This is a genomic window from Variovorax sp. YR266, from assembly GCF_900107295.1.
Classification (GTDB): Bacteria; Pseudomonadota; Gammaproteobacteria; order Burkholderiales; family Burkholderiaceae_C; genus Variovorax.
Genome location: NZ_FNPM01000004.1, coordinates 346,018 through 370,629 on the forward strand (window position 1 = coordinate 346,018; position 24,612 = coordinate 370,629).

Consider the following 24,612-nt stretch of genomic DNA (forward strand, 5'->3'; position numbering starts at 1 on the left):
TTGTCTCCTGGGCCTGGGGCCTCGATGGTTATGAATGTTGGAAGCAACGGGTGTCAGTGCAGCGAAAGCGCGGCGGCCATGGCGGCCGCTTCGGCAGATGGCCGCAGCGCCTCGGGCGCATCGTCCAGGCAATGCTCGGGCCGCCAGGCGTACAGCCATTCGACCGCATCGTAGAAGCGCTCGGGTGAGCGGCCGACCCACAGGCTGTTGCGCACAAGGCGCTCCACGCCCTTGGCGTGATACAGCCGCCCCATCTCGCGCACCGACAGCACCACGCGCGCCGTGCGGGCGATGCGTGCAGCTTCATAGAGCTTGAACGCGGCGGTCATGTCGAAGCCGCAGGCCTTCACCGCCTCGCCGAGCGTCACCGCGTCTTCGAGCGCCATGCACGCGCCCTGCGCGAGGTACTGCATCATGGGATGCGCCGCATCGCCCAGCAGCGTGGCCGGGCCCTCGCTCCAGCGTTCGACCGGATCGCGATCGGCCGTGCTCCAGCGGCGCCACGAGGTCGGACGGTCTAGCAGCTGGCGCGGACGCGCGTGCACGCCCTCGAAGTACGAGAGCACTTCTTCCTTGCTGCCGTCGGTCACGCCCCACTCCTCCTGCTCGCGGCTGTGGAATGTGACGACCAGGTTGTATTGCTCGCCATGGCGCAGAGGGTAGTGCACCAAATGGCAGTTGGGGCCGGCCCAGACCACGGGCGCGTTCCAGCGCAAGTCGGCCGGCATGTCGGCCGCAGGCACCACGGCGCGGTAGACCACGTGGCCCGACACGCGCGGCGCATCGCCGATGAGTTTGCTGCGCACCACCGACTTCACGCCGTCGCAGCCGACGATGGCGTCGGCCCTGAACTGCCGGCCATCGCTCGTGACGGCAGTGACGCCCTGACCGCCCATATCGATAGCCTCGACCTGCGCCGAGGTGTGGAAGCGGATCAGCGGATGCTGCTTCACCGCCTCGTGGATCGCGCCATGAAGGTCGGCACGGTGACTCACCGCATAGGGATTCCTGAAGCGCGCGCGGAAGGCTTCGCCGACCGGCACCGAGGCCACTTCGCCGCAATCGACCGCGTCCATCATCACCAGCCTGTCGGTGAACACCGAGCCCCGCCGCACCGCCTCGCCCACGCCCAGCGCGTCGAGCGCGGCGAAGGCATTGGGCCCTAGCTGCAGGCCGGCGCCGATCTCGCCGATGGTGGCGCTCTGTTCGAGCAGGTCGATGGAAACACCCAGGCGCGCGAGCGCCAGCGCCGCGGCCATGCCGCCGATGCCGCCGCCGACCAGCAGCACGGTGGGAGGGTTCTTCGATGGAGTCATGGCGAGCCTGTGCGGTGAAGAAGATCAGTCGATTTGCACAGTCAGCGACGGCAGGCGGTCGATGCTCACCTTGATCGTCTGGCCGGGCTTCACCGCGCCCACGCCTTCTGGCGTGCCGGTGAAGATCAGGTCGCCGGGCTGCAGCGTGAACAGCGTCGACAGGTTGGCGATGACTTCGTTCACCGACCAGATCAGGTGCGTGATGTCGCTGCTCTGGCGCACCTGGCCGTCGACTTCGAGCACGATGGCGCCGGCGTTGATCTCGCCCACGTCGGCCAGCCTGCGCAGCGGCGCGATGGGCGCGGAGAAGTCGAAGGCCTTGCCGATTTCCCATGGGCGGCCCTGCTCGCGCATCTTCATCTGCAGGTCTCGGCGGGTCATGTCCAGGCCCACGGCGTAGCTGTGGATGTGGCTTGCGGCCTGGTCGACCGGAATGTCCTTGCCGCCCTTGCCGATGGCGACCACCAGCTCGGCTTCGTAGTGGTAGTTGCTCGTGAGCGGCGGGTAGGGAATGGACGCGCCCTTGCCGTCGAACACCGGCACCACGGAAGCGTCGTCGTTCGGCTTGCAGAAGAAGAAAGGCGGTTCGCGGTCGGGGTCGAAACCCATCTCGCGTGCATGGGCCGCGTAGTTGCGGCCGACGCAGTAGACGCGGCGCACGGGGAACTGCTGGTCGGAGCCCACGATGGGCAGGCCGACGATGGAAGGAGGCGTGAAGACGAAGGACATGAAGGCTCCTGCCGCGCGTGGCGGCACACGGTCGAACAAAAAAAGAAAAGAAGGGTCGCCCGGGCTTCAGGCGTCTTCTAGAAAGGCTTCGCGCAGGATGCCCATGGCCTGCTGCACCGGGCGGTCGGAAAAGCTGAAGAGCACGCTGTCTTCGCCCGGCGACGACAGCCGCAGCGGCGCCCACGAAGGCACCACGAAGGTGTCGCGTGGACCGAACTCGAAGCGCTGGCCGGCGATCTCGGCCGTGCCGTGGCCTTCGACCACGCTGTACACCGCGCCATCGGTCGCGCGGTGCGTCTTGCCCGCGAAGCCCTTTGGCAGCAGTTGCAGGTTGGTCGAGATGGTCGGCATCGGCGAGCCGCCCGTCAGCGGGTTGATGTAGCGCAGCTTGTGGCCCAGCCATGCGTCGGGCGCTTCCTGCGTCTGCAGTTGCGCCAGCGCCTCGCGGCTGCGTGCGTAGGGGTAGTTGAAGATCGGCGAGGTGGCCGATGTGTGGTCGTGCCGCACCGGCACCATGTTGTGGCCGAAGCGCGCGAGGCTGTTGCCTTCGGGGCGCGACACGTACTGCACCTTGGCGTCGTCGTTCTCGGCAAAGCCGGCGTCGAAGAAGCGCAGCATCGGAATGTCGAGCCCGTCGAGCCACACCACGGGCTCCACTGTGCCGCCGATGCCTTCGTTGCCATGGTCGTGCCAGGCCCACGAGGGCGTGATGATGAAGTCGCCGGGGTACATGGTGGTGCGTTCGCCGCCCACCGTGGTGTAGGCGCCCTTGCCGTCGACGATGAAGCGCAGCGCCGACTGCACGTGGCGATGCGAAGGCGCCACCTCGCCCGGCATGATGAGCTGCAGGCCCGCGTAGAGCGACTGCGTGATCGACGAGTTGCCGGGCAGCGCCGGGTTCTCGAGCACCAGCACGCGGCGCACGGCCTCTTCGGCGGTGATGAGCTCGGCCGACTCCATCAGCAGCGGACGGATCTCGTCGTAGCGCCACAGCGCGGGCACGCAGGGCGTCTGCGGTTCGCGCGGCACCAGCGCGTGCAGCGATTCCCACAGCGGCGTGAGATTCAGCGGGCGGATGCGGGCGTAGTAGTCGCGGCGTTCTGCCGCATTAGAAGGCGCGGGTTTCATGACGTGGGTGTCTCCGTGGCGGCATTGTTGAGCCGCACCACTATTTCCTCAAGACCGGTAGCCAATACACGGAATTCGAAATTTCGATAATGGTGCCTTTCACCGTACGCAGGAGCCCCCGATGGCCAAGCTCGATCTCGAATGGCTCGCCGTGTTCGACGAGGTCTACAAGACCGGCAACGTCTCGAAGGCGGCCGAGCGGCTGGGCATGGCGCAGGCCGCGGCCAGCACCGCGCTGAACAAGCTGCGCGCGCACTTCGACGACCGCCTGTTCACCCGCACCGCCCAGGGCATGCAGCCCACACCGCATGCCGAGCGCATCTATCCGAACCTGCGCGAGGCGCTGGCCCAGCTGGCACAGGCCCAGGGCAACCGCAGCAGCTTCGAGCCCGCGCAGGCGCAGCGGCGCTTTCGCATCTGCATGACCGACATCAGCGAGGTGGTGCTGCTGCCCGGCCTGCTCGACCACCTGCGGCGCGCGGCGCCGGGGGTGCATATCGAGACCGAGATCATCTCGACCATCAGCGGGCGCCGCCTGCAGGACGGCGAGGTCGACCTGGCCGTGGGCTTCATGCCGCAGCTGGACGCGGGCTTCTACCAGCAGACGCTGTTCATGCAGAACTTCGTCTGCCTGGCGGCGCAGAACCATCCGCGCATCGGCGCAAAGCTCACGCGCAAGCGCTTCGAGGCGGAGGCGCATGCGGTGGTGTCGACCTCGGGCACCGGGCACGCCATCGTCGACACGACCATCGCGCGGCTGGGCCTGAAGCGCGACGTGGTGGTGCGGCTGTCGAGCTTCCTGAGCGTGGCGCGCATCGTGGCGCACACCGAGCTGATCGTGGTGGTGCCGCGCATCCTCGGCAAGGTGCTGGCCACGCAGGAGCCGGTGAAGCTGCTGGAGCCGCCCTTCACGCTGCCGGCCTATGCGGTGAAGCAGCACTGGCACGAGCGCTTCCATGCCGACCCGGGCAATGCCTGGCTGCGGCGCACCCTGGCCCAGCTGTTCAGCGGCAGCTAGCAGCCGACTGACTGAGCGTGCATGCCCGGACGACGGGCGGCATCCGCAAGCGTGCGCCCGCTCGCATAATCGCGGCTCCCCACCCCATAGCCATATCCGAAAAGGCGGCCCCCATGTCTTCGATCACCCTGCGTTTTCTCGCCGAGCCCAGCACCGTCAACTTCGGCGGCAAGGTCCACGGCGGCACGGTCATGAAGTGGATCGACGAGGCCGGCTACGCCTGTGCGACCAGCTGGGCCAAGCGGTATTGCGTCACCGCCTTCATCGGCAGCATCCGCTTTCACCGGCCGATCATGATCGGCGACCTCGTCGAGGTGGAGGCTCGCCTGGCCTACACCGGTAACACCAGCATGAACATCTCGGTCGAGGTGCGCAGCGGCGACATGAAGGGCGGCTCGATGGAAAAGACCACCGAATGCCTGATCGTGTTCGTCTCGGTCGACTCGCACGGGCGGCCGCTGCCGGTCGAGGCCTATGTGCCCGGCACGCCCGGTGAAATGGCCCTGGCCGAGCGCGCGAAGGCGCATCTCGACGCGAGCCGCGCGGCGGGCGCAACGCCCTGAGCCTTCCCGGGGAGGCTTGGCCTCATAGACGCGAAGCTCTAATGGGAAGCACGTCGAACGGCTAGAGTCGGCCGATTGTTTGCAAAGGAACTTCGCATGGCTACCCAGGACGACGACAGCAACGGCAAGGCCGCAGACCGCATCAAGGATTCCGCCCAGCAGATCTGGCTTGCCGGGCTCGGCGCCTTCGCCAAGATGCAGCAGGAAGGCAGCAAGGCCTTCGAGGCGCTGGTCAAGGACGGCGCCGGCATGCAGAAGAAGACCCAGCAGGCCGCCGAGGAAACCCTGTCCCAGGCCCAGCAACGCATGGCCGGCTTCGCCAGCGAGTTCGGCACCAAGGCCGCGGGCCAGTGGGGCAAGCTGGAGAACATTTTTGAAGAGCGCGTGGCGCGCGCCCTCGAAAAGCTCGGCATCCCCAGCGCCGCCGACATGGCCGCGCTGCAGGCGCGCGTCGAGGCGCTCGAAGCGCAGCTGAAGAAATCGCAGGGCGCCACCGCCGCTCCCCGCAAGACCGCGGCCCGCAAGACGGCCGCGCCGGCCGCCAAGAAAACCTTGCGCCGCAGCAAAGCCGGCTGAGCCAGCCCGAGCCGTCTGCCGACCGGTCGGTATTGCGGCACTGCACAAAAAAATCAGCGCGGCAAAACATGTCCCGCACCGTTCATGGTGCGGTGCACATGCGCTAGAGTGCCCCCAAGAGACCACGAGACAACCGGGGGCACCGACATGGCAAAGAAGGCGCCACGCCGCACGGCGCAACGCATCCTCGAAGCCGCATTGGATCTGTTCAACCGCTTCGGGGAGCCGAACGTCTCGACCACCCTGGTGGCGGGCGAACTCAACATCAGTCCGGGCAACCTGTACTACCACTACCCGGCCAAGGAAGAGCTGATCAACAAGCTCTACGAAGCCTACGAGACCGAGCTCAACGAACTGCTGCACGCGAGCGAAGGCGTGCACGACGTGGAGGACGCGTGGTTCTTCATGCACAGCCTGTTCGAGCTGATCTGGCGCTACCGCTTTCTCTACCGCGACCTCAACGACCTGCTCAGCAAGAACCGGCGGCTGGAAACCCAGTTCCAGCTGGTGCTGAAAAACAAGGCACGCGCCATCCGCCAGCTGATCGCCGGCCTGAGCCGCGCCGGCCACCTCGAGATCGACGCGCACGAGGTCGACACGCTCGCGCAGAGCATGGTCGTGGTGCTGACCTACTGGCTCAGCTATGAATACGTGCGCAACCCGCGCGAGGCGCTGGAGCCCGCGCATGCGCAGGGCGCGCTGATGCGCGGCGGCCATCACACCCTGCACCTGCTCGCACCCTACCTCGGGCGGGAACAACGGCGGCATCTGCTGACACTCAGCAATGCCTACAACGGCGAAGATTCCAGCAACAGCGGTGCCGGCAGCAGCGCCGGCGCCGCGGCTTCCCCGGTCGATATGGCGGTCTAGCAACCATGCCCCACCCCGATTTCAAACCGCTCTCGCTGATGCCTGCCAGCCCGCTTGCCACCGCCGACGCGGCCCCCTGGACGCCCCTGCCCTGGGTCGACGTGCCCCGTTTCGATGCCCGCAGCGTGCTGCTCCACTGGCCGCGCCTGCATGCCGGCCACGAGCTGCCGCTGCCGGCCGAAAGCTCTGCGCTCGCCGAAGGCTGGGCGCTGTACCACAGCGGCGAATTCGAACGCGCCGCCGCCATCGGCCTGCTGCAGGGCGCCGAAGGGCTGGCGCTGGCCAACCAGGCGACCGCGATCTACGCCAACTACGTCGAACCGCGCGAGGCCGTGCGGCTCGCGATGTTCCGCCAGGTGATCGAGCGCGCGAGCGCGCAGGCCGCTGCCGAGCCCGAGAACTGCCAGGCGCTCTACTGGCAGTCCTACGCACTGGGCCGCTACAGCCAGGGCATCAGCGTGGCGCGTGCGCTGGCGCAGGGACTGGGCAGCAAGCTCAAGGGAGCGCTGGAGCGCGTGATCGAGCTGCAGCCGCGGCACGCGGACGCGCACCTCGCGCTGGCTTCGTTCCACGCCGAGGTGATAGACAAGGTCGGTGCGCTGGTCGGCCGCATGACCTACGGCGTGCGTGCCGAGACCTCGCTCGAGCTGTTCGAACGCGGCCTCGAACTGCACCCCCATTCGGCCGCCGGAATGATGGAATACGCCCGCGCGCAGCTGATGCTGCACGGCGAATCGCGCATGGGCGAGGCGACGCGGCTCTATGAAAGAGCGGCGGGGCTGAAGCCGGCCGATGCGCGGGAGCGGCTCGATGTGGAGCTGGCGCGGGCGGGGCTGAAGGACTGAATCTGGTACCACCGGGTACCGCGCAATTTAAGATGCACGGTTTCCGCTTTTCTTCAATTCGACCGCCATGTCTGATCTCAACGCCCAATTCGAAGCCGCCCAGGCCAACTCCAAGCTGCTCGCCGAGCGCCCCGACAACCCGACGCTGCTGAAGATCTACGGCCTCTTCAAGCAAGCCACCGAGGGCGACAACACCGCCAAGAAGCCCAGCTTCAGCGACATCGTCGCGCGCGCCAAGTGGGACGCGTGGACCGCCCAGAAGGGTGCGAGCGCCGACGAGGCCAAGCAGAAATACATCGACCTGATCGAATCCCTGCGCGGCTGATCGACCGCGCCTTCGCGCCAGTCAGGCCGGAAGCTTCGTATCGGCGTAGCGCCGGATGGGCTGGACGAACGCGATGTCGACGCCATCGAGCACGTCACGCCCTTCGAGGCTTTCGAATTTGAGCCCGGTCTCTGCTTCGACGAACGCGAGCGGACGCTGCGATGTGTCGAAGTCTTCGAGGTCGCGCGCCACTCCTGAATCGAGATAGGTGCCTTGGCTCATCAGATAGGCGATGGCGCTCAGCTCGCCCGTCGCCTCGCTGATGAAGGCAACCACCTTCCAGAAGTCCCGCGGGATCTGGATGCCGAATCTCTCCGGGTCGTCCAACCGGAGGATCGGGCCCGTGAAGACGCTGATGCGCTTGTCGTCGCCCTGGGCGTTGCCGAGGATGTAGTCCTCTAGATCGCCCCACAGCCCATCGTTGAAAGGCTGCCATTGCGGGCAGGCGTTGGTGGCAAAGAAGGTGTCGATGTTGGCCCGCTGCGCCGTTGCCAGCGAGCCCCAGTTCGGGTCCTGCCTGCGCGTCATGTGGCCGCGGGAGAATTTCTTGTCCTGCTCGGGGCCGTAGGCCTCCCGCAGCATCTGGTATTCCTTCTTGATGCGGCCATCGTAGTTCCAGGTGTCGTGACGCGGAACGTTCTTCGACTTCGACCCGTCGATGTTGCACGCCGAGTAAAGCGGCACGCGCCGGGAAATGCATTGCACCGTGCTGAAGTGCTGGTACTTGAGCTCGAAGGAGCCGTCTTCGAGCTTTGCGATGTCGTCCATGGAGATGGCGTCGCCCATCGACGGCAGTTCCACTCGGTTGGCGTCCCCGAAGAACTCTGGTGCGTAGCCTTCACGGCCCCTGAAGAACTCAGGTGGCTTCGGCGTTGCGGCGACGCGCTGGATTCCGGCCCATGAATTGCTCACGACCTGGATGTCTGTATCGGACATGAAGCTCCCTATCCAAAAAACTCCATGACCACCAGCGGCCGTGGGCGCCTTGCGGCTATTTCGCGAGCTTGGCGCGTGCGTTTTTCAGATTGAAGACAGGTTTGCGGATTTCCGCGAAGCTAGGCTGGGACACGGCCCATTCCGGGTTCTGCTCGAGCGCCGCCAGCTGCTCCTCGTCGAGCTGGGCTTCCACCAGGGTGCTCGTCTTTGGCGTGAGCACCGCGCCCGGCACGCTGCGGCGCAGCCGTGCTTGCGCCGACAATTTCTTGCCGGGGCTGCCTGTGTAGGTCAACACGACGCTTGTCACTTCAGAACTCCAAAACCTTCATATTCGGCTGGCCAACCCACCTTTTGCGCTGTCTGAGACAGCATCTTGACGATGGCGTCGGCCTTTTCAGGACCGTCAGGCATGTTAAGCAGCTTCGAATTCCCTGACAACAGACGGGCCGCCATGCCCGAGGAGTACGGCGTGGCCATCGAGGTGCCGGACATCATTGCGTACTTTTCGCCCGGAAACGTCGACAGCACCGCCACGCCGGGGCCGATGAAATCGGTCGAAAGCCCGTAGTTCGAGAACTCGGCGACAAACTCTTTCTTGCGGCGGATCTCGCTCTCCTGAAAGCTCTCGGGGCAATCGGCCGGAAATGTCCCGTCGCGCCCCAGCGCACCGACGGCCAGTGTGTGGCTGTACCGGGCCGGGTAGCGCAGCAGGGGCTGGCCGTCGTTGCCGGTGGCCGCGAACACCACAACGCCGGCATCGCGCGCCTTCTGGAGGATGTCCGGCATCTCCGGCATCGGCTCCAGGCTGCCCATGCTGATGTTCACGATGTTGCAGCCGTCACTGATGGCGCGTTCGAGCGCGCTGGCAATGTCGGTCGATTTCGCGCGTCCACGCTCGCCGGTCTTCGGGCAGACCCGGTAGGCCAGCAGGCGGCAGGCCGGCGCAAGGCCATAGATGCCGGTGGCGGCCGCTTTCTTGCCCGCGATGATGCCGGCGACATGGGTCCCGTGCCCGATGCCGTTGTCGAGAAAATCCGCGGCATTCTCGCCAGTGACGAAACAGCCGCCGCCCGCCACGGCGATATCCGCATGCGGCCCGACGCCGCTGTCGATCACGCCGACCGTCACGCCCGCTCCGGCCTGAGGGTCGTATGGCGCGTAGTTCGCCAGCAGCTGGAAGCTGTCGGGCACCAGCGGCGTGGCCTGCACGTTCAATCGCTTCGGTGCCGCGACCCGGTCGAATCCCTTGATGAAGACCGACCAGTGCGTGTGTTCCGGCTCGACCAGGATCATTTCCACCCGCGGGTAGAGCACCGGAATTCCCAGGCTCGCGATTCCCTTGCTGTCGGTCACCGCGGGTACATGCGCGCCGTCCCAATCGACGAGCGCCTTGACCCGGACGCCCGGCACGGGCTTGCCCTGCGGGTCCGCAAGATGCAACTCGAAGCTCTTGACCTTGGCCCCCGGCGCGACCTGGATCGCGCTGGAATCCAATTCATCGCTCAGCGGCCGGATGTACTGGAGGTAGGCCCATGCGGCAGGTGCAACCCGCAGCCCTGGCGTGTTGCGGCGCATCGCCAGCAGGGCGGACGAGTTGGCCTGCATCACGGACACGTCGTCGAGCTGCTTGATGAGCTTCATCCGGGGAATGCCGCGACCTTCCACTCTTTGACCGAGCGCCTCTGCCGCGTTGCCGAGATTGATTGCGCTCAGTGCCGCCATCTCTGCACCGCCAGCCACGGCGCTCCTGGAGGGCCACACGATGACGTCGTCGGAGAACTTGGGCTCCACGGCCACGCGGCGCAGACGCAGTTGCTCCAGCAGATGCTCCACCTTCTCGCAGTCCGATTTCGACAAGTCCCATTTCGCAGTCCCGTAGACGCGTTCGGTTTCACGCGCGGGGGTGCTGCTGTTTCGCTTCGGGGCTTCCTGTCGCCTGTTCGCTGCTGCCATGGACTCTCCTTGTTGCCCGGTTTATCGCACGGAGGCCATTTCAGGCCCATGAATGGCCCGTATCGGCTAGCCCACTATTCCGCGCTCGTGCAGCGCGGCGATCTGCTCGGCGCTCAGGCCGATTTCCTTCAGCACCGCATCGGTGTCCGCGCCCAGCGCCGGTGCGTTATGCCGGTGGCTGGCCGGCGTGAGCGACATCTTGGGCACGAAGCCGGGCACTGCGAGCGCGCTGCCGTCGGCCATCTGCACCTGCTGCAGCATGCCGCGAGCGGCGTAGTGCGGGTCGGCCGCGATGTCGGCGATCGTGTAGATGCGCCCGCCCGGCACATGCGCCGCGTCGAGCGCGGCCAGCACCTCGTCGACGGTGTGCTGCGCGGTCCAGTCGCCGATGGCGGCGTCGAGCATTTCGACCCGCGCCACGCGGCCCGTATTGCCGGCCAATGAAGGATCGGCCGCGAGGTCGGGCCGGCCGATGCACGCCATGAGCCGGCGAAAGATGCTGTCGCCATTGCCCGCGACGATCGCGTAGCCGCCGTCCGCGCAACGGTACGCATTGGTCGGCGCAATGCCTGGCAGCGCGCTGCCGGCCGCCTCGCGCACCGCGCCGAATTCGCCGTACTCGGGCAGCAGGCTTTCCATGCAGTTGAAGACGGCCTCGTAGAGCGCCACGTCGATCACCTGTCCCTTGCCCTTCGGATATTCCGCACTCACCGTCGCGTGGCGGTGCTGCATTGCCATCAGCACGCCGATCACGCCGTGCAGCGAGGCCAGCGTGTCGCCTATCGACACGCCCACGCGCACCGGCACGCGCCCCGGCTCGCCAGTGAGGTGGCGCAGCCCGCCCATGGCCTCTGCCACCACGCCGAAGCCGGGGCGGTCGCAGTACGGGCCGGTCTGGCCGTAGCCGCTGATGCGCAGCATCACGAGCGCAGGGTTGGCGGCCAGCAGTTCGTCGGGGCCGAGGCCCCAGCCTTCCATCGCGCCGGGGCGGAAGTTCTCGATCAGCACGTCGGCCTCGGCCGCGAGCTTGCGCACGACGGCCTGCGCCTCGGGCTCGCGCAGGTCCAGCGCCAGCGAGCGCTTGTTGCGCGACTGCACCTGCCACCAGACGGAGGTGCCGTCCTTCAGCAGCCGCCAGGTGCGCAGCGGATCGCCCGCGCCGGGCGGCTCGATCTTGATGACCTCGGCGCCGAAGTCACCCAGCGTGCGCGCGGCGAAAGGCCCGGCGATGAGCTGCCCGAGCTCGATGACCTTGAGGCCGGCCAGCGGGCCCGCTGCCGGAGGGGAGGAGCTTGTTGTCGTCATGACGCCAGAGTGTGCCCGGGCCTGCCGGGGCGGGAAAACACCTATGAATTCTTGACTCCGCGAATCCGGCGCTTTCCGCAGCGCAGCAAATACTGCCCTCGCCCCTCCTCTCCCCGAGGAGAAAGGAGTTTGCTGCGGCGCAATGCATGGCGCGGCATCGGCCATCCGGGCCTCCCCGGAAGTCAAAAAAGTATCGATTCCGGGCGCCATCTCTGGTTGTTGGCATCGGGAGCGGTTCGTACAGTCCGCCCCATGCAACCCGACCTGGAAATCGTTGAAGTCCGCGGTGACGAATCGTTCACCTGCTGGGCGCACGGCTACCCGTACCGCACGGTGCGCTGGCACTTCCATCCCGAGTACGAGATCCAGCTGATCGTCGAGACCCAGGGCGTGTATTTCGTGGGCGACCACGTCGGCCATTTCGAGCCGGGCAACCTCGTGCTGATGGGCCCCGACCTGCCGCACAACTGGATCAGCGACGTGCCCGCAGGCCAGAGCGTCGAGCGGCGCGGCATCGTGATCCAGTTCCCGGCCGGGCTGATGCAGAACATGGCCGGCACCTTTCCCGAGTTCGAGCGCATCGCGCCGCTGCTGGCCGAATCGGGCTCGGGCCTGCTGTTCTCGGTGGAGACCGCCGCCGCGGCCAAGCCGATCATGGAATCGCTGCTGCAGGCGCGCGGCCTGCGCCGCGTGATCCTGCTGCTGTCGCTGCTCGAACTGCTGGCCGACGGCAACGACCGCCTGCGCCTGGCCAGCCCCGCGTTCAAGCCCGACCCCAAGGCTTTCATGTCGCACGCAATCAACAACGTGCTGGCGCACATCGCGGCCAACCTCGGCGACGACCTGCGCGAGCCGATGCTGGCCGAGCTGGTAGGTCAGAGCCCGAGCGCGTTTTCGCGATCCTTCCGCAAGCACACGGGCCAATCGTTCGTGCGCTACGTGAACCGGCTGCGCATCAGCCGCGCCTGCGAGCTTCTCACCAACAGCGAGAAGCCGGTGCTCGACGTCTGCATGGACGTGGGCTTCAACAACGTGTCGAACTTCAACCGGCAGTTCCTGCTGCACAAGCGCATGCCGCCGACCAAGTTCCGCAATTTCCATCGCATGCAGGCCGCGGCCTCGCGTGCCGCCAACCCGCCGTAGCCGGGCTTGCGTGTTCCCCGTGTCGTCACCGACGCGGCCCTTCGGGCACCGCGTGGGGCGAGCCTTTGTCCGCGTTTTTAGACAGTCACAAACCCAAGGAGACAGCCACCATGAAGAACATCCTCAAAGCCACCGCCCTTACTGCCGCATTGGTCTGCGGCGCATCCGCCGCGCAGGCGCAGGCCCCGAAGCAGCCGCTGCGCATCGGCATGACCTTCCAGGAGCTCAACAACCCCTACTTCGTGACGATGAAGCAGGCGCTCGAAGAGGCCGCTGCCAGCATCGGCGCGACCGTGGTCACCACGGACGCGCGGCACGACGTGGCCAAGCAGATCGGCGACGTGGAAGACATGATCCAGAAGAAGGTCGACATCCTGCTGCTGAACCCGACCGACTCCACCGGCGTGCAGTCGGCCGTGCGCTCGGCCAAGAAGGCGGGCCTCGTGGTGGTGGCGGTGGACGCCAACGCGCAGGGCCCGGTCGATTCCTTCGTCGGCTCGAAGAACACCGACGCCGGACGCCTTGCCTGCGAATACCTGGCAAAGAGCATCGGCGAGAAAGGCGACGTGGCCATCCTCGACGGCATTCCCGTGGTGCCGATTCTGGAGCGCGTGAAGGGCTGCCGCGAAGCACTCGCCAAGTACCCCGGCATCAAGGTGGTGAGCACGCAGAACGGCAAGCAGGAACGCGCCACCGCGCTCACCGTGACCGAGAACATCCTGCAGGCCAACAAGGACCTGAAGGGCGTTTTCAGCGTGAACGACGGCGGCTCGATGGGCGCGCTCGCGGCCATCGAAGCCAGCGGCAAGGACGTGAAGCTCACCAGCGTGGACGGCGCACCCGAGGCCATCAAGGCCATGCAGAAGCCGGGCTCGAAGTTCATCGCCACCACCGCGCAGTACCCGCGCGACCAGATCCGCCTGGCCATCGGCATCGCGTTGGCGAAGAAGTGGGGTGCCAACGTGCCCGCTGCAGTGCCGGTCGACGTGAAGCTGATCGACGCCGAAGGCGCGAAGACCTTCACCTGGTAACCGACGCCAGAAGCAGCGCACGGCCATGAACGACACCGCCGAAATGCTGAGGCTCGAAGGCGTCTCGAAGAGCTTTCCGGGCGTGAAGGCACTCGCGGGCATCGACCTCTCGATCCGCAAGGGCGAGGTGCATGCGCTGCTCGGCGAGAACGGCGCGGGCAAGTCGACGCTGATGAAGATCCTCGGCGGCATCTACCAGGCCGACGAGGGGCGTATCTTCATCGAAGGCCGCGAGCGAAAGTTCGCGGGCTACAACGATGCGATTGCGGCGGGCATCGGCATCATCTTCCAGGAGTTCAGCCTCATCCCGTACCTGAACGCGGTGGAGAACATCTTTCTCGGCCGCTACCTGAAGAACCGTTTCGGGCTGATGGACAAGGCGGCGATGAAGCGCTCTGCGCAGGCGCTGTTCGACGAACTGGGTGTGCAGATCGATCTCGGCGTGCCGATCTGCCGGCTCTCGGTGGCGCAGCAGCAGTTCGTGGAAATCGGCAAGGCGCTGTCGCTGAAGGCGCGCCTGCTGGTGCTCGACGAGCCGACCGCCACGCTCACGCCGAACGAGGCCGGGCACCTGTTCAAGATCATGCGGGAGCTGCGCGCCAAGGGCGTGGCGATGATCTTCATCTCGCATCACCTCGACGAAATTTTCGAGGTATGTGACCGCATCAGCGTGCTGCGCGATGGTGCCAATGCGGGACATGCCGAGGTGGGCGCGACCGATGTGGATGCGCTGGTCGAAATGATGGTGGGCCGCCGCATCGAACACAACTTTCCGCCGAAGCCGGTGCCCGCGCCGCGCGGGCGCAAGGTGCTCGAAGTGCCGCACATCCAGCTAGCGAAGGGCGGCCCCATCAACGCCTTCGATCTGCATGAAGGCGAGATCCTCGGCTTTGCGGGGCTGGTCGGTTCGGGCCGAACCGAGTTGGCGCTGGGCATGATGGGCGCCGACCGCGTGCACCGCAAGACAGTGCTGCGCAACGGCAAGCCCGTGCGCCTGGACGACCCGACGCAGGCGCTGGAAAACGGCATCGGCCTGCTGCCCGAAAGCCGCAAGGTCGAAGGGCTGATCACCGACTTCACGATCCGCTTCAACATCTCGCTGAACAACCTCGGCAGGCACCGCAGCGCGGGGCTGGTGAGCCAGGCGTCGGAGAAGCAGGCGGCCGGTGAACTCTCGCGCCGCGTCGGTGTGAAAGCGCCGAACATCGAGACGCGCGTGGCCACGCTGTCAGGCGGCAACCAGCAGAAGGTGGTGATCGCGCGCTGGCTCGGCCACGCCTCTGAAGTGCTGATCTTCGACGAACCCACGCGCGGCATCGACGTAGGTGCCAAGGCCGAGATCTACGGCCTGATGCGCGAGCTCACGCGGCAAGGCAAATCGATCGTGATGATTTCGAGCGAGCTGCCCGAGATTGTTGGCATGTGTGACCGTGTTGCCGTGTTCTCGGGCGGGGCCATCGTGGCCACCTTGGAGGGCGACTCCATCAACTCGGGCGACATCATGCGCTACGCCACTTCGTCGGGAGGCGCTCAATGACTGCGACAGAGATTTGTTCGAGGCGCGATCACGCCGACGGCGCCCACTGTGCACAGGGCATCCCGTCTTCGCGCAATACCCAGTGGAGCACATGAAATGAACGCAACCGCAACCCACCCCACACCACCGGCACCTGCAGGCGGCTTCTTCACCCAGCTGCGCCGCTCCACAGCCTTCCTCCCACTGGTAGGCCTGGTCGCGATCTCGGTCTTCATGATCGTCGCGACCGACAACTTTCTCTCCTGGGGCAACCTGCAGAATATCGCGCTGCAGTCGTCGATCAACGCGATCATCGCGGTGGGCATGACGGCCGCGATCCTCACCGGCGGCATCGATCTTTCGGTGGGTGCGGTGGTGGCGCTGTCGGGCACGCTGGCCTCGGGAATGATGGTGCAGTTCGGGCTGCCGCCGATGCTGGCGGTGCCGCTCGGCCTGGCCGTGGGTGTGGTGATCGGCCTGTTCAACGGCTACTGCGTAGCCTACCTGCGCATGCCGCCGATCATCGTGACGCTGGCCACCATGGGCATTGCGCGCGGCATTGCGCTGATCTACACGGGCGGCTATCCCATCGACGGGCTGCCCGATTCTTTCGCCTTTCTCGGCGGCGGCGTGCTGGCCGGCATCAAGGTACCGATCCTCATCATGCTGGCGACCTACCTCGTGGCCTACGTGCTGCTGAACATGGCGCCGTTCGGCCGCTACGTGTATGCCATCGGCGGCAATGAGGAAGCCACTCGACTCTCGGGCGTGCGCGTGTCGCGCTACAAGCTGCTCGTGTATGCGCTGAGCGGGCTGACCGCCGCCATCGCCGGCATCGTGCAGGCAGCGCGCGTGACCAGCGGACAGCCCGGCGTGGGCGTGGGCTTCGAGCTCGACGCCATCGCAGCCGTGGTGATGGGCGGCACATCGATTGCCGGCGGGCGCGGCGCCATCGTCGGCACGCTGGTCGGTGCGCTGCTGCTGGGCGTGCTGAACAACGGCCTCAACATGATCGGCGTGTCGCCGTACCTGCAATTGATCATCAAGGGCGGGATCGTCCTGCTCGCCATCTTCATCAGCCGCGAAGCCAGGCGCTGACTTCGCAACAGACACATTCCCCCACTCCCCCAACCTCATGTCTTATCAAAAGCTCCAACCCGGCACATCCGGCGCCATCGCCCAGCTCGCCATGCAGGCCGTCGTCTGCCATGGCCCCAAGGACTATCGCCTCGAAACCGTCGACATGCCGGCCATCGGCCCGAACGAGTTGCTGATCTCCATCGCCGCCTGCGGCATCTGCGCCTCCGACTGCAAATGCCACTCGGGCGCGAAGATGTTCTGGGGCGGCGACGGCCAGCCCTCATGGGTCAAGGCGCCGGTCATTCCCGGCCATGAATTCTTCGGCTACGTCGAAGCCCTCGGCGAAGGCGCGGGCGAGCACTTCGGCGTGGAGAAAGGCGACCGCGTGATCGCCGAGCAGATCGTGCCCTGCGGCAAGTGCCGCTTCTGCACTTCAGGCAAGTACTGGATGTGCGAAGTGCACAACATCTTCGGCTTCCAGCGCATCGTGGCCGATGGCGGCATGGCCGACTACATGCGCCTGCCGCCGACCTCGCGCGTGCACAAGATCCCCGACGGCATTTCGCTGGAAGACGCGGCCATCATCGAGCCGCTGTCCTGCGCGATCCACACGGTGAACCGCGGCGACATACAGCTCGACGACGTGGTGGTCATCGCCGGCGCAGGCCCGCTGGGGCTGATGATGGTGCAGGTCGCGGCGCTGAAGACGCCGAAGAAACTCATCGTGATCGACCTCGTGCCGGAACGACTGGCGCTCGCCAAGCAATACGGCGCCGACGTCGTCATCAACCCCAAGACCGAGAACGCAGATGCCATCGTCAAGGGCTGGACCGAAGGCTACGGCTGCGACGTGTACATCGAGACCACCGGCGCCCCCATCGGCGTGACGCAGGGGCTGGACATGATCCGCAAGCTCGGCCGCTTCGTCGAGTTCAGCGTGTTCGGCTCGGAAACGAGCGCCGACTGGTCGATCATCGGCGACCGCAAGGAGCTCGACGTGCGCGGTGCGCACCTGGGGCCCTACTGCTACCCCGTTGCCATCGACCTGCTGGCGCGCGGCTTGGTCACCTCGCAGGGCATCGTCACGCACGGCTTTCCGCTGACCGAATGGGAGCGCGCCTTCGCGCTGGCAAACTCGCTGGATTCCATCAAGGTGCTGCTCACGCCGCAGCCCCGATCCTGAGAGAGACAACACACCATGAAATACGTGATCGGCGTCGACATCGGCACGCAGAGCACCAAGTGCCTGCTGGTCGGCATCGACGGCAAGGTGCATGCGCAGGCGAGCGTGGCCTACCAGCCCGAGACGCCGAAGCCGCTGTGGGCTCAACAGGACTGCGCCGTGTGGTTCGACGCGGTGTGCGAGAGCGTGCGCACCTGTGTGGCCGGCAGCGGCGTCGCGCCGTCGGACATCGCAGCGATGTGCGTGAGCAGCCTGTACGGCGGCGCGGGCATTCCGGTCGACGGGCAGATGCAGCCGCTGCACCCTTGCCTGATCTGGATGGACCGCCGCGCCACCGCCGAGGTCGCATGGGTGAACGCGAACGTGGAAGTGCCACGCCTCGAAGCCATCACCGGCAACGGCGTCGACAGCTACTACGGCTTCACCAAGATCCTGTGGGTGCGCGAGCACCTGCCCGATGTGTGGGCGAAGACGCGCCATTTCCTGCCACCCAACAGCTATATCAATTGGCGGCTCACGGGCGAGCTGGCCGTCGATCACAGTTCCGCCGGCAACATCGGCGGCGTGTACGACGCGGCGCGCCGGCAGTGGTCCGAAGAGGCGATGCAGATGCTCGGCATTCCGTCGCGCATGATGCCGCCGCGCCTGGTCGAGTCGAGCGAGGTGGTCGGCGGCCTGAGCGCCGAATGGGCCGCGAAGCTCGGCCTTGTCGAAGGCATGCCGCTGATGGCGGGCGGCGTCGATGCAGCGGTGGCCACCTTCTGCGCGGGTGTCACCGGCAGCGGCGACCACGTGGCGATGATCGGCACCAGCATGTGCTGGGGCTTCGTGAGCCCCACGGTCGATGCACGGCACAAACTCATAACGATGCCGCACGTGTACAGCGGTGCGGACCGCAGCTATGTATTCGGCGGCGCGATCACGGCGGGTGCAGCCATCACGTGGTTCCGCGAAGCCTTCTGCCAGGCCGAAGTGGCAGAGGCGGCGCGCACCGGCGAAGATGCGCACGCACTGATCGAGCGCAAGGCCGTCGACGTGCCACCCGGTGCGGAAGGCCTCGTGTTCCTGCCCTACCTCATGGGCGAGCGCAGCCCGATCTGGGACGCGCAGGCCAAGGGCGCCTTCATTGGCCTCTCGCTCGCGCACAGCCGGGCGCACCTGTACCGCGCGGTGCTCGAAGGCGTGAGCTTCGCACTGCAGCACAACATCGAGGCGGGACGCCAGAGCGGGCAGCCGCTGGACGACCGGCTGATCGTGGTCGGTGGCGCGGCGCACTCGGACCTGTGGATGCAGATCGTGGCGGACATCACGGGCTACCCGGTGTTCACCATCGAACAAGAGGTCGAGGCCGCGCTCGGTGCGGCAATGCTCGCGGCATTGGGCGCGGGGCTGGTCGATGCGGCGACGGCCGAGCGCGGCTGGGTCACGCTGGTGGAGCGGGCGCGGCCCGAACCCGCGGCACAGGCTGTGTATCGCGAGCGCTTCGAAATCTACAAATCGCTTTATCCAGCGTTGCGTGATGCGATGCATCGGCTGAAATGACTGCTCGATGCGATCTGGAGCGAAATAAAGGAGGAAGCCGCAGGCCGGGGGACATTCGCGGAGGGGAGCACCCGGTGTCATTCGCACCCACCCCGAACGAACACTGAAGCAACTGACATGACAACCTCCTTCAACTTCTCCGGCCAACGCGCACTGGTGACTGGCGCGAGCAGCGGCATCGGCCGCGCAGTGGCGATGCGACTCGCGCAGTCCGGCGCAAAGGTCACAGCCGTGGGACGCAACGCCGCGGCACTGGAGACTCTGCACGCCGAAGCCGGCTGCACGCCACTCGCGCTCGACGTGGCCGACGCACCCGCCCTGGAGCGCGCGCTCACCGCGTTGCAAGCATTCGACCTCGTAGTGAACTGCGCCGGTATCGCACTGCTCGAATCCGCTGTCGCAATGAAGGCCGAAAGCTTCGACACCGTGATGGCAGTCAACGCACGTGCCGCAGCACTCATGGCCTCACGCTGCGGCAGGGCCATGATCGCGGCCGGCATACGCGGCAGCATCGTCAACGTGTCGAGCCAGGCCTCGCTGGTCGCACTCGACGCGCACCTCTGCTACTGCGCCTCGAAGGCCGCGATGGACGCCATCACGCGCTCGCTGTGCCTGGAGTTCGGGCCGCACGGCATCCGCGTGAACAGCGTGAACCCGACCGTCACGCTCACGCCCATGGCCGAACAGGCCTGGGCCGACGCGGACAAGAGCGCTGCCGCCCTCAGGAACATTCCGCTGGGCCGCTTTGCGCAAGTGGAGGAAGTGGTGGCGCCGATCCTCTTTCTGCTGAGCGATGGCGCGTCGATGGTGAGCGGCGTGGCGCTGCCGGTGGACGGCGGCTACACCATCGTCTGAAGCCGAAGTCTCTCAGGCGAGACGGGTGCCGCCACCCCGGGGGGATTCGAGCAACGCGTCGAGGTTGCGCGTGATCTTCTGCTCGATCATTTCGCTGAAGCTGCTGAACAGGAAACCCAGCGTCGCGTCGAGCGTGAAGGTGCTGGCCGTGACCTCGACGGTGCCGTCGATGCCAGCGCGCGTGAAGGTTGCCACGTCGCGGTCTTCGCCCTTGGTGTAGACGCATTCGAGGCCGAACTCCTGCTCGGCCTGCTTGATCCACTGGCGTGCGGCGACGCGCGCCCCGGCGATGCCCAGCGTGTGGTTGCGTTCGATATGGATGTCAGGCACCGTGATCTCCGTTTTTTTGTTCCGGGCTGGAATGGGTTTGCATGATGCCGGTCGCCGCCTGCAGGGCACTGCGGCGTTCTTCCGTGGTCGGCAGCGCGGCGATGCGCCGGACCTCAGTGTAAAAGCGCGGCCAGTCATGGCCTTCGTGCTCGAAGAGTTTCTCGAAGCTGGGCACGAGATCGTCGTAGGCGCCCTGCGCGCCGAAGGCCGCGTTGTTGGCGCGCGCCACCCAGGCGTCGTAGGCGTTGCGGCGGGGGCCGGACCAGCCCTCCTTCAGCTTCGCGTAGCGCTCGCGGAAATCGGCCATGGCCGCCTGCTTCATGACCTCGACCTTGGCCCAGTCCTTGGCCTTGGCTTCGGGCGATTCGTAGACCTGCGTCAGCGCGCGGCGGGTGTTGAGCGCCAACGCCCGGAAGTCCTGGCGCTGCCCATCGAACTGCGCGTACTCGCGGCGGGCCTGCTCGCCGGCTTCGCGCTGCAGCCACATCGCCCCGCCAATGCGCTCGACGGCCGTGGCGTACGACTCGTTGAACACCGTGTCGCCGGCCACGTAGAGCACCTGGTGCGCCAGTTCGTGGAACACGATGCGCGCGAGCTCGCCCTCGGGGTAGCCGATGAAGGTGGACAGCAGCGGGTCGCCGCCGGCCCAGTTCATCCAGCCCAGCGTGGAGTACGCGGGCACGGGGTACACGGCCACCTCCAGATCCTGCTTCTTCTGAGCCTCTGCTTCGGCCTTGGCCGCGTCCTCGCTGTAGTAGCCGCGGTAGCCCACGCAGCCCGCCACCGGGAAGCACCAGCTCTTGAGCGTGAGCGAGTACGGCGGCGCGGCCACCACGTTCCACACGGCGGCGGGGCGGTGCAGGTCGGCGTACGACTTGTAGCTGGCGTTGTCGGGTAGGCCGAGTTCGGCGGAAGCGAAGCGGCGGATGCGCTGCGTGAGTTCGAGCTTGGCCTTCAGCGGCGCGGACACGGCCGGGTCGGCCAGCCACTCGGGCACCGGCTTGGCGGCCCGCATGATGCCGATGTGGCCGCTGGCGGATTGCCAGTAGTAGCCGAGGTCGGCGCAGCCGGTGAGCAACAGCGCGCCGGCCAGCGCAAGCGCGGGGAGAGGCCTCACGCCTTTTCGACCTCGACGAGGCAGTCGTAGAACGTGGGGCCGCGGCCGATGTCGGTCAGGCGCTGGCTGGTCAGCTCGTTGACGTTGGTGCCATCCATGCCAAGCTTGCGCCACCAGATGCCCATGCCGTGCACCACGCCCTGCCGCGCGCGGCGCGAGACCTCGGCGCGGCAGCGGTGCTCGCCGCGCTTGTTGAACACGCGCACCATCGCGCCGTCCTCGATGCCGCGCGCGGCGGCGTCGGCCTCGTGGATCTCGAGCAGCGGCTCGACCTCGATGGCGCGCAGGCTTGTCACGTTGACGAAGGTGGAGTTGAGGAAATTGCGCGCCGGCGGCGAGATCATGGCCAGCGGAAATTCGGTCGAACTGCCGGCCGGCTCCCAGTTGGGCACGTGGTCAGGCAGGCCGCCGATGCCCATGGCTTCGAGGCGCGCGCTGAAGAATTCGCAGCGGCCCGAAGGCGTGGGAAAGCTGCCTTCGGCAAACGGCGCCTCGGGCAGCTTCACGCTGGTGAAGCCCTGCGCGAGCAGCTCGGGGAAGTCGATGGCGTTGTCGGCAAAGGCGGTGCGGCACAGCGTCTCGTCGGAATCCGAGAAGCAGGGCTCGCCAAAGCCCATGCGGCGCGCCAGCTCGCGGAACACCCAGGCGTTGCTGCGGGCCTCGCCGCGCGGCGCCACGGCCGGGCGGTTCAGCAGCACGTCGGTGTGGCCGTAGCTGCAGTGGATGTCCCAGTGCTCCAGCTGCGTGGTGGCGGGCAGCAGGTAGTCGGCGTAGTCGGCTGTGTCGGTGCGGAACTGCTCCAGCACCACGGTGAACAAATCTTCGCGCGCGAAGCCCGCCGCCACCTTGGCCGACTCGGGCGCCACCGCCACGGGGTTGCTGTTGTAGACCACGATGGCCTCCACCGGGTTGGCGGTGTCCAGCAGCGCGTCGCCGATGGTGCTCATGTTGATGGTGCGCGGCTTGCGCCCGGCCAGCAGGTCGGGGCGCTGCAGCGCGGCGCGGTCGACCGGGTAGTGGCCAGAGCTGCTCAGCAGCAGGCCGCCCGCGCGGTTGCGCCAGGCGCCCACCAGCGCCGGCAGGCAGGCGATGGCGCGGGCCGCGTTGCCGCCGCCGCGCACGCGCTGCATGCCGTAGTTCAGTCGGATCGCAGCCGGCTTGGTGGTGCCGTAGGCCCTGGCCAGCGACACGATCTGTTCTTCGGGAATGCCGCAGACTTCGGCCGCGCGCGACGGCGGCCATTGCAACGCGCGCTCGCGCAGCTGCTCCCAGCCCAGCGTGTGGCTGGCGATGTAGTCGTGGTCGAGCCAGTCGTGCACGATCAGCTCGTGCATCAGGGCCAGCGCCAGCGCGGCGTCGGTGCCGGGCAGCAACGCGATGTGCTCGTCGCACTTGTCGGCGGTTTCGGTCTTGCGCGGATCGATGCACACCAGCCGCGCGCCGGCGCGCTTGGCGGCCTGTGCGTGGCGCCAGAAATGCAGGTTGCTTGCGATGGAATTGCTGCCCCAGATCAGGATCAGCCTGGCCTCGGCGAAGAATTCGATGCGCATGCCGACCTTGGCGCCCAGCGTGTAGACCATGGCTTCGCCGCCGGCCATCGAGCAGATGGTGCGGTCCAGCAAGGTGGCGCCCAGCTTGTGAAAAAAGCGCCGGTCCATCGACTCGCCCTGAACCAGCCCCATGGTGCCCGCATAGCTATAGGGGACAATAGCTTCGGGTTTTCCCTGTAATACTCGAAGATGCGCGGCGATGTCGTCCAATGCGGCTTCCCAAGACACCGGCTCGAACTGGCCGCTGCCCTTGGGGCCGACACGTTTCAGGGGCTGCACCAGCCGTTCGGCATGGTCGTTGCGTTCGATGTAGCGTGACACCTTGGTGCACAGCACGCCACCGGTGTGCGAATGGGCGGCATTGCCCTGCAGCTTGACGGCCACGCCGTCCTTGACGGTGGTAACGAGCGCGCAGGTGTCCGGACAGTCGTGGGGACAGGCGCCCAGCACGGTGGTCGTTACGGGCTGGGGAGGCGCTTCTTCGAGCAAGGTATCCGGTGCGTGGGCCATCGGGCGAGTCTAATTTGTGCGCGAGTCAGAGCGCGGGAGTGGGTTTTCATCATGTTGAATCGACGTCATTTTTCTTTGGCCGCAGGCGCGGCCGCCACGCTGGGGAGTTTCGGCATCGCGCGGGCACAGGGCGACACGCCGCTTGTGCTGGGCCAGTCGGCAGCGTTCACCGGTCCGGCGGCGCAGCTGGGCATCCAGTTTCACCAGGGCGCCAAGCTGTTCCTGGACCAGTACAACGCCCAATCGGGGCACCGCGACGTGGTCATCAAGAACCTCGACGACGGCTACGAGCCCGACCGTTGCGCGGCCAACACGCAGAAGCTGATCTCGGAAGACGTGTTCGCGCTCTTCGGCTACATCGGCACGCCGACCAGCCTGGCGGCGCTGCCGCTGGCGGTGAAGGACAAGGTGCCGTTCGTGGCCCCCTTCACCGGCGCGATGTCGCTGCGCGAGCCCTTCCAGAAGAATGTGTTCCACCTGCGCGCCTCGTACAACGACGAGACGGCGCTGATGGTGAAGCAGCTCACCCACCTGGGCCTGAAGAAGATCGCGGTCTTCTATCAGAACGACGCCTACGGCAAGGCCGGGCTCGACGGCGTGACGCTGGCGCTCGGCGAGCAGCAGCTCAAGCCGGTAGCGCTGGCCACGGTGGAGCGCAACTCGTCCGACGTAGCGCAGGCGGTGAAGACCATCGTGGCGGCGCGGCCCGACGCGGTAGTGCAGGTGGGCGCATACAAGGCCTGCGCGGCCTTCATCCGCGAGGCGCGCAAGGCGGGCTACGGCGGCACTTTCTTCAACATGTCCTTCGTCGGCACGCAGGCGCTGGCGGACGAGCTGGGCAAGGACGCGGCCGGCGTGATGGTGACGCAGGTGGTGCCCTCGCCCTACAACCAGGCCAATGCGCTGGCGCGCGAGTTCACCGAGGCGGTACGCAAGGCCGGCGGCGGCGCGAGTGCCAATTTTTCGAGCATGGAGGGCTACCTGGCCGCCAAGGTGCTGACCGAGGGCCTGCGCAAGGCCCCGGGCAAGCCCACGCGCGAGAGCCTGATCGCGGGGCTGGAAAGCATCGACCGCCAGCAGTTTGGTGGGTTCGAGGTGTCGTTCTCTGCCAAGAACCACGTGGCGTCGAAGTTCGTCGAGCTTTCGATGCTGACTGGGGATGGGCGGGTCAGGACTTAGGGGCTTGTGCTG

24 protein-coding genes are annotated in these 24,612 nt (G+C 66.7%); 14 read left to right on the top strand and 10 right to left on the bottom strand.

The window, feature by feature from the left end:
- Positions 1-53 precede the first annotated feature (53 nt).
- From BLW48_RS13475 to gtdA, 3 genes are all read right to left on the bottom strand, one after another.
- The gene (locus BLW48_RS13475; RefSeq protein WP_093175387.1) at positions 54-1,316 is read right to left on the bottom strand and encodes a 3-hydroxybenzoate 6-monooxygenase; all 1,263 of its coding nucleotides are present in this window, start codon (positions 1,314-1,316) and stop codon (positions 54-56) included.
- Positions 1,317-1,340: 24 nt separating this feature from the next.
- The gene (locus tag BLW48_RS13480) at positions 1,341-2,045 is read right to left on the bottom strand and encodes a fumarylacetoacetate hydrolase family protein (protein WP_093175390.1); all 705 of its coding nucleotides are present in this window, start codon (positions 2,043-2,045) and stop codon (positions 1,341-1,343) included.
- Positions 2,046-2,111: 66 nt separating this feature from the next.
- Positions 2,112-3,173 (bottom strand): gentisate 1,2-dioxygenase, encoded by a 1,062-nt coding sequence (gtdA, locus tag BLW48_RS13485; RefSeq protein WP_093175392.1) that lies wholly within the window; start codon positions 3,171-3,173, stop codon positions 2,112-2,114.
- A gap of 121 nt (positions 3,174-3,294) precedes the next feature.
- Here gtdA and BLW48_RS13490 point away from each other — a divergent pair, with 121 nt between their 5' ends.
- The 6 genes from BLW48_RS13490 to BLW48_RS13515 all read left to right on the top strand — a co-directional run bounded on the left by BLW48_RS13490 (position 3,295) and on the right by BLW48_RS13515 (position 7,370).
- Positions 3,295-4,191, top strand: a complete 897-nt coding sequence (locus BLW48_RS13490) for a LysR family transcriptional regulator (protein ID WP_093175395.1) — start codon at positions 3,295-3,297, stop codon at positions 4,189-4,191.
- 113 nt (positions 4,192-4,304) lie between these two features.
- Complete coding sequence (locus BLW48_RS13495; RefSeq protein ID WP_093053749.1) at positions 4,305-4,754, top strand: acyl-CoA thioesterase; 450 nt, start codon at positions 4,305-4,307, stop codon at positions 4,752-4,754.
- 96 nt (positions 4,755-4,850) lie between these two features.
- Positions 4,851-5,330 (top strand): phasin family protein, encoded by a 480-nt coding sequence (locus tag BLW48_RS13500; RefSeq protein ID WP_093175397.1) that lies wholly within the window; start codon positions 4,851-4,853, stop codon positions 5,328-5,330.
- A 147-nt stretch (positions 5,331-5,477) separates the two neighbouring features.
- A complete protein-coding gene (locus BLW48_RS13505) occupies positions 5,478-6,200 on the top strand; it encodes a TetR/AcrR family transcriptional regulator (protein ID WP_093053744.1) in 723 nt (240 codons plus the stop codon).
- A 5-nt stretch (positions 6,201-6,205) separates the two neighbouring features.
- Positions 6,206-7,045 carry a tetratricopeptide repeat protein gene (locus tag BLW48_RS13510; protein WP_093175400.1) on the top strand — a complete coding sequence of 280 codons (840 nt, stop codon included), beginning with the start codon at positions 6,206-6,208 and terminating at the stop codon, positions 7,043-7,045.
- Positions 7,046-7,112: 67 nt separating this feature from the next.
- Positions 7,113-7,370: an acyl-CoA-binding protein gene (locus tag BLW48_RS13515; RefSeq protein ID WP_007835415.1), complete on the top strand. Its 258-nt coding sequence runs from the start codon at positions 7,113-7,115 to the stop codon at positions 7,368-7,370.
- A 21-nt stretch (positions 7,371-7,391) separates the two neighbouring features.
- Here the strand turns inward: BLW48_RS13515 and BLW48_RS13520 are convergent, their stop codons facing one another.
- From BLW48_RS13520 to BLW48_RS13535, 4 genes are all read right to left on the bottom strand, one after another.
- The gene (locus BLW48_RS13520) at positions 7,392-8,306 is read right to left on the bottom strand and encodes a DNA/RNA non-specific endonuclease (protein ID WP_093053738.1); all 915 of its coding nucleotides are present in this window, start codon (positions 8,304-8,306) and stop codon (positions 7,392-7,394) included.
- Between the two features lie 55 nt (positions 8,307-8,361).
- Positions 8,362-8,613 (bottom strand): hypothetical protein, encoded by a 252-nt coding sequence (locus BLW48_RS13525; RefSeq protein WP_097200545.1) that lies wholly within the window; start codon positions 8,611-8,613, stop codon positions 8,362-8,364.
- Positions 8,610-10,259 (bottom strand): S8 family peptidase, encoded by a 1,650-nt coding sequence (locus tag BLW48_RS13530; protein WP_093175403.1) that lies wholly within the window; start codon positions 10,257-10,259, stop codon positions 8,610-8,612. The genes BLW48_RS13525 and BLW48_RS13530 overlap by 4 nt, the downstream gene beginning before the upstream one ends.
- 66 nt (positions 10,260-10,325) lie before the next feature.
- Positions 10,326-11,564 (bottom strand): CaiB/BaiF CoA transferase family protein, encoded by a 1,239-nt coding sequence (locus BLW48_RS13535; protein WP_093175405.1) that lies wholly within the window; start codon positions 11,562-11,564, stop codon positions 10,326-10,328.
- 252 nt (positions 11,565-11,816) lie between these two features.
- On the opposite strand from BLW48_RS13535, the gene BLW48_RS13540 reads away from it, so the two are divergent.
- The 7 genes from BLW48_RS13540 to BLW48_RS13570 all read left to right on the top strand — a co-directional run bounded on the left by BLW48_RS13540 (position 11,817) and on the right by BLW48_RS13570 (position 19,914).
- Complete coding sequence (locus BLW48_RS13540; protein WP_093175408.1) at positions 11,817-12,707, top strand: helix-turn-helix domain-containing protein; 891 nt, start codon at positions 11,817-11,819, stop codon at positions 12,705-12,707.
- A 110-nt stretch (positions 12,708-12,817) separates the two neighbouring features.
- The gene (locus BLW48_RS13545; RefSeq protein ID WP_093053723.1) at positions 12,818-13,738 is read left to right on the top strand and encodes an ABC transporter substrate-binding protein; all 921 of its coding nucleotides are present in this window, start codon (positions 12,818-12,820) and stop codon (positions 13,736-13,738) included.
- Positions 13,739-13,763: 25 nt separating this feature from the next.
- Positions 13,764-15,275 (top strand): sugar ABC transporter ATP-binding protein, encoded by a 1,512-nt coding sequence (locus BLW48_RS13550; protein ID WP_093175410.1) that lies wholly within the window; start codon positions 13,764-13,766, stop codon positions 15,273-15,275.
- Between the two features lie 96 nt (positions 15,276-15,371).
- Positions 15,372-16,352: an ABC transporter permease gene (locus BLW48_RS13555; protein WP_093175413.1), complete on the top strand. Its 981-nt coding sequence runs from the start codon at positions 15,372-15,374 to the stop codon at positions 16,350-16,352.
- Between the two features lie 37 nt (positions 16,353-16,389).
- Positions 16,390-17,517 carry an alcohol dehydrogenase catalytic domain-containing protein gene (locus BLW48_RS13560; RefSeq protein WP_093175415.1) on the top strand — a complete coding sequence of 376 codons (1,128 nt, stop codon included), beginning with the start codon at positions 16,390-16,392 and terminating at the stop codon, positions 17,515-17,517.
- Positions 17,518-17,532: 15 nt separating this feature from the next.
- A complete protein-coding gene (locus BLW48_RS13565; protein WP_093175418.1) occupies positions 17,533-19,059 on the top strand; it encodes an FGGY-family carbohydrate kinase in 1,527 nt (508 codons plus the stop codon).
- Between the two features lie 117 nt (positions 19,060-19,176).
- The gene (locus tag BLW48_RS13570; protein WP_093175421.1) at positions 19,177-19,914 is read left to right on the top strand and encodes an SDR family oxidoreductase; all 738 of its coding nucleotides are present in this window, start codon (positions 19,177-19,179) and stop codon (positions 19,912-19,914) included.
- A gap of 12 nt (positions 19,915-19,926) precedes the next feature.
- On the opposite strand, the gene BLW48_RS13575 is transcribed toward BLW48_RS13570, so the two are convergent.
- From BLW48_RS13575 to BLW48_RS13585, 3 genes are read right to left on the bottom strand one after another with little or no spacing between them, the layout of a single operon-like run.
- Positions 19,927-20,244, bottom strand: a complete 318-nt coding sequence (locus BLW48_RS13575; protein WP_093053707.1) for a polyhydroxyalkanoic acid system family protein — start codon at positions 20,242-20,244, stop codon at positions 19,927-19,929.
- Complete coding sequence (locus BLW48_RS13580; RefSeq protein ID WP_093053704.1) at positions 20,237-21,361, bottom strand: aminopeptidase; 1,125 nt, start codon at positions 21,359-21,361, stop codon at positions 20,237-20,239. Before BLW48_RS13580 ends, BLW48_RS13575 begins: the two co-directional genes overlap by 8 nt.
- Complete coding sequence (locus BLW48_RS13585) at positions 21,358-23,421, bottom strand: molybdopterin-containing oxidoreductase family protein (RefSeq protein ID WP_093175423.1); 2,064 nt, start codon at positions 23,419-23,421, stop codon at positions 21,358-21,360. Before BLW48_RS13585 ends, BLW48_RS13580 begins: the two co-directional genes overlap by 4 nt.
- A 51-nt stretch (positions 23,422-23,472) precedes the next feature.
- On the opposite strand from BLW48_RS13585, the gene BLW48_RS13590 reads away from it, so the two are divergent.
- The gene (locus BLW48_RS13590) at positions 23,473-24,600 is read left to right on the top strand and encodes an ABC transporter substrate-binding protein (protein ID WP_093053698.1); all 1,128 of its coding nucleotides are present in this window, start codon (positions 23,473-23,475) and stop codon (positions 24,598-24,600) included.
- Positions 24,601-24,612 lie beyond the last annotated feature (12 nt).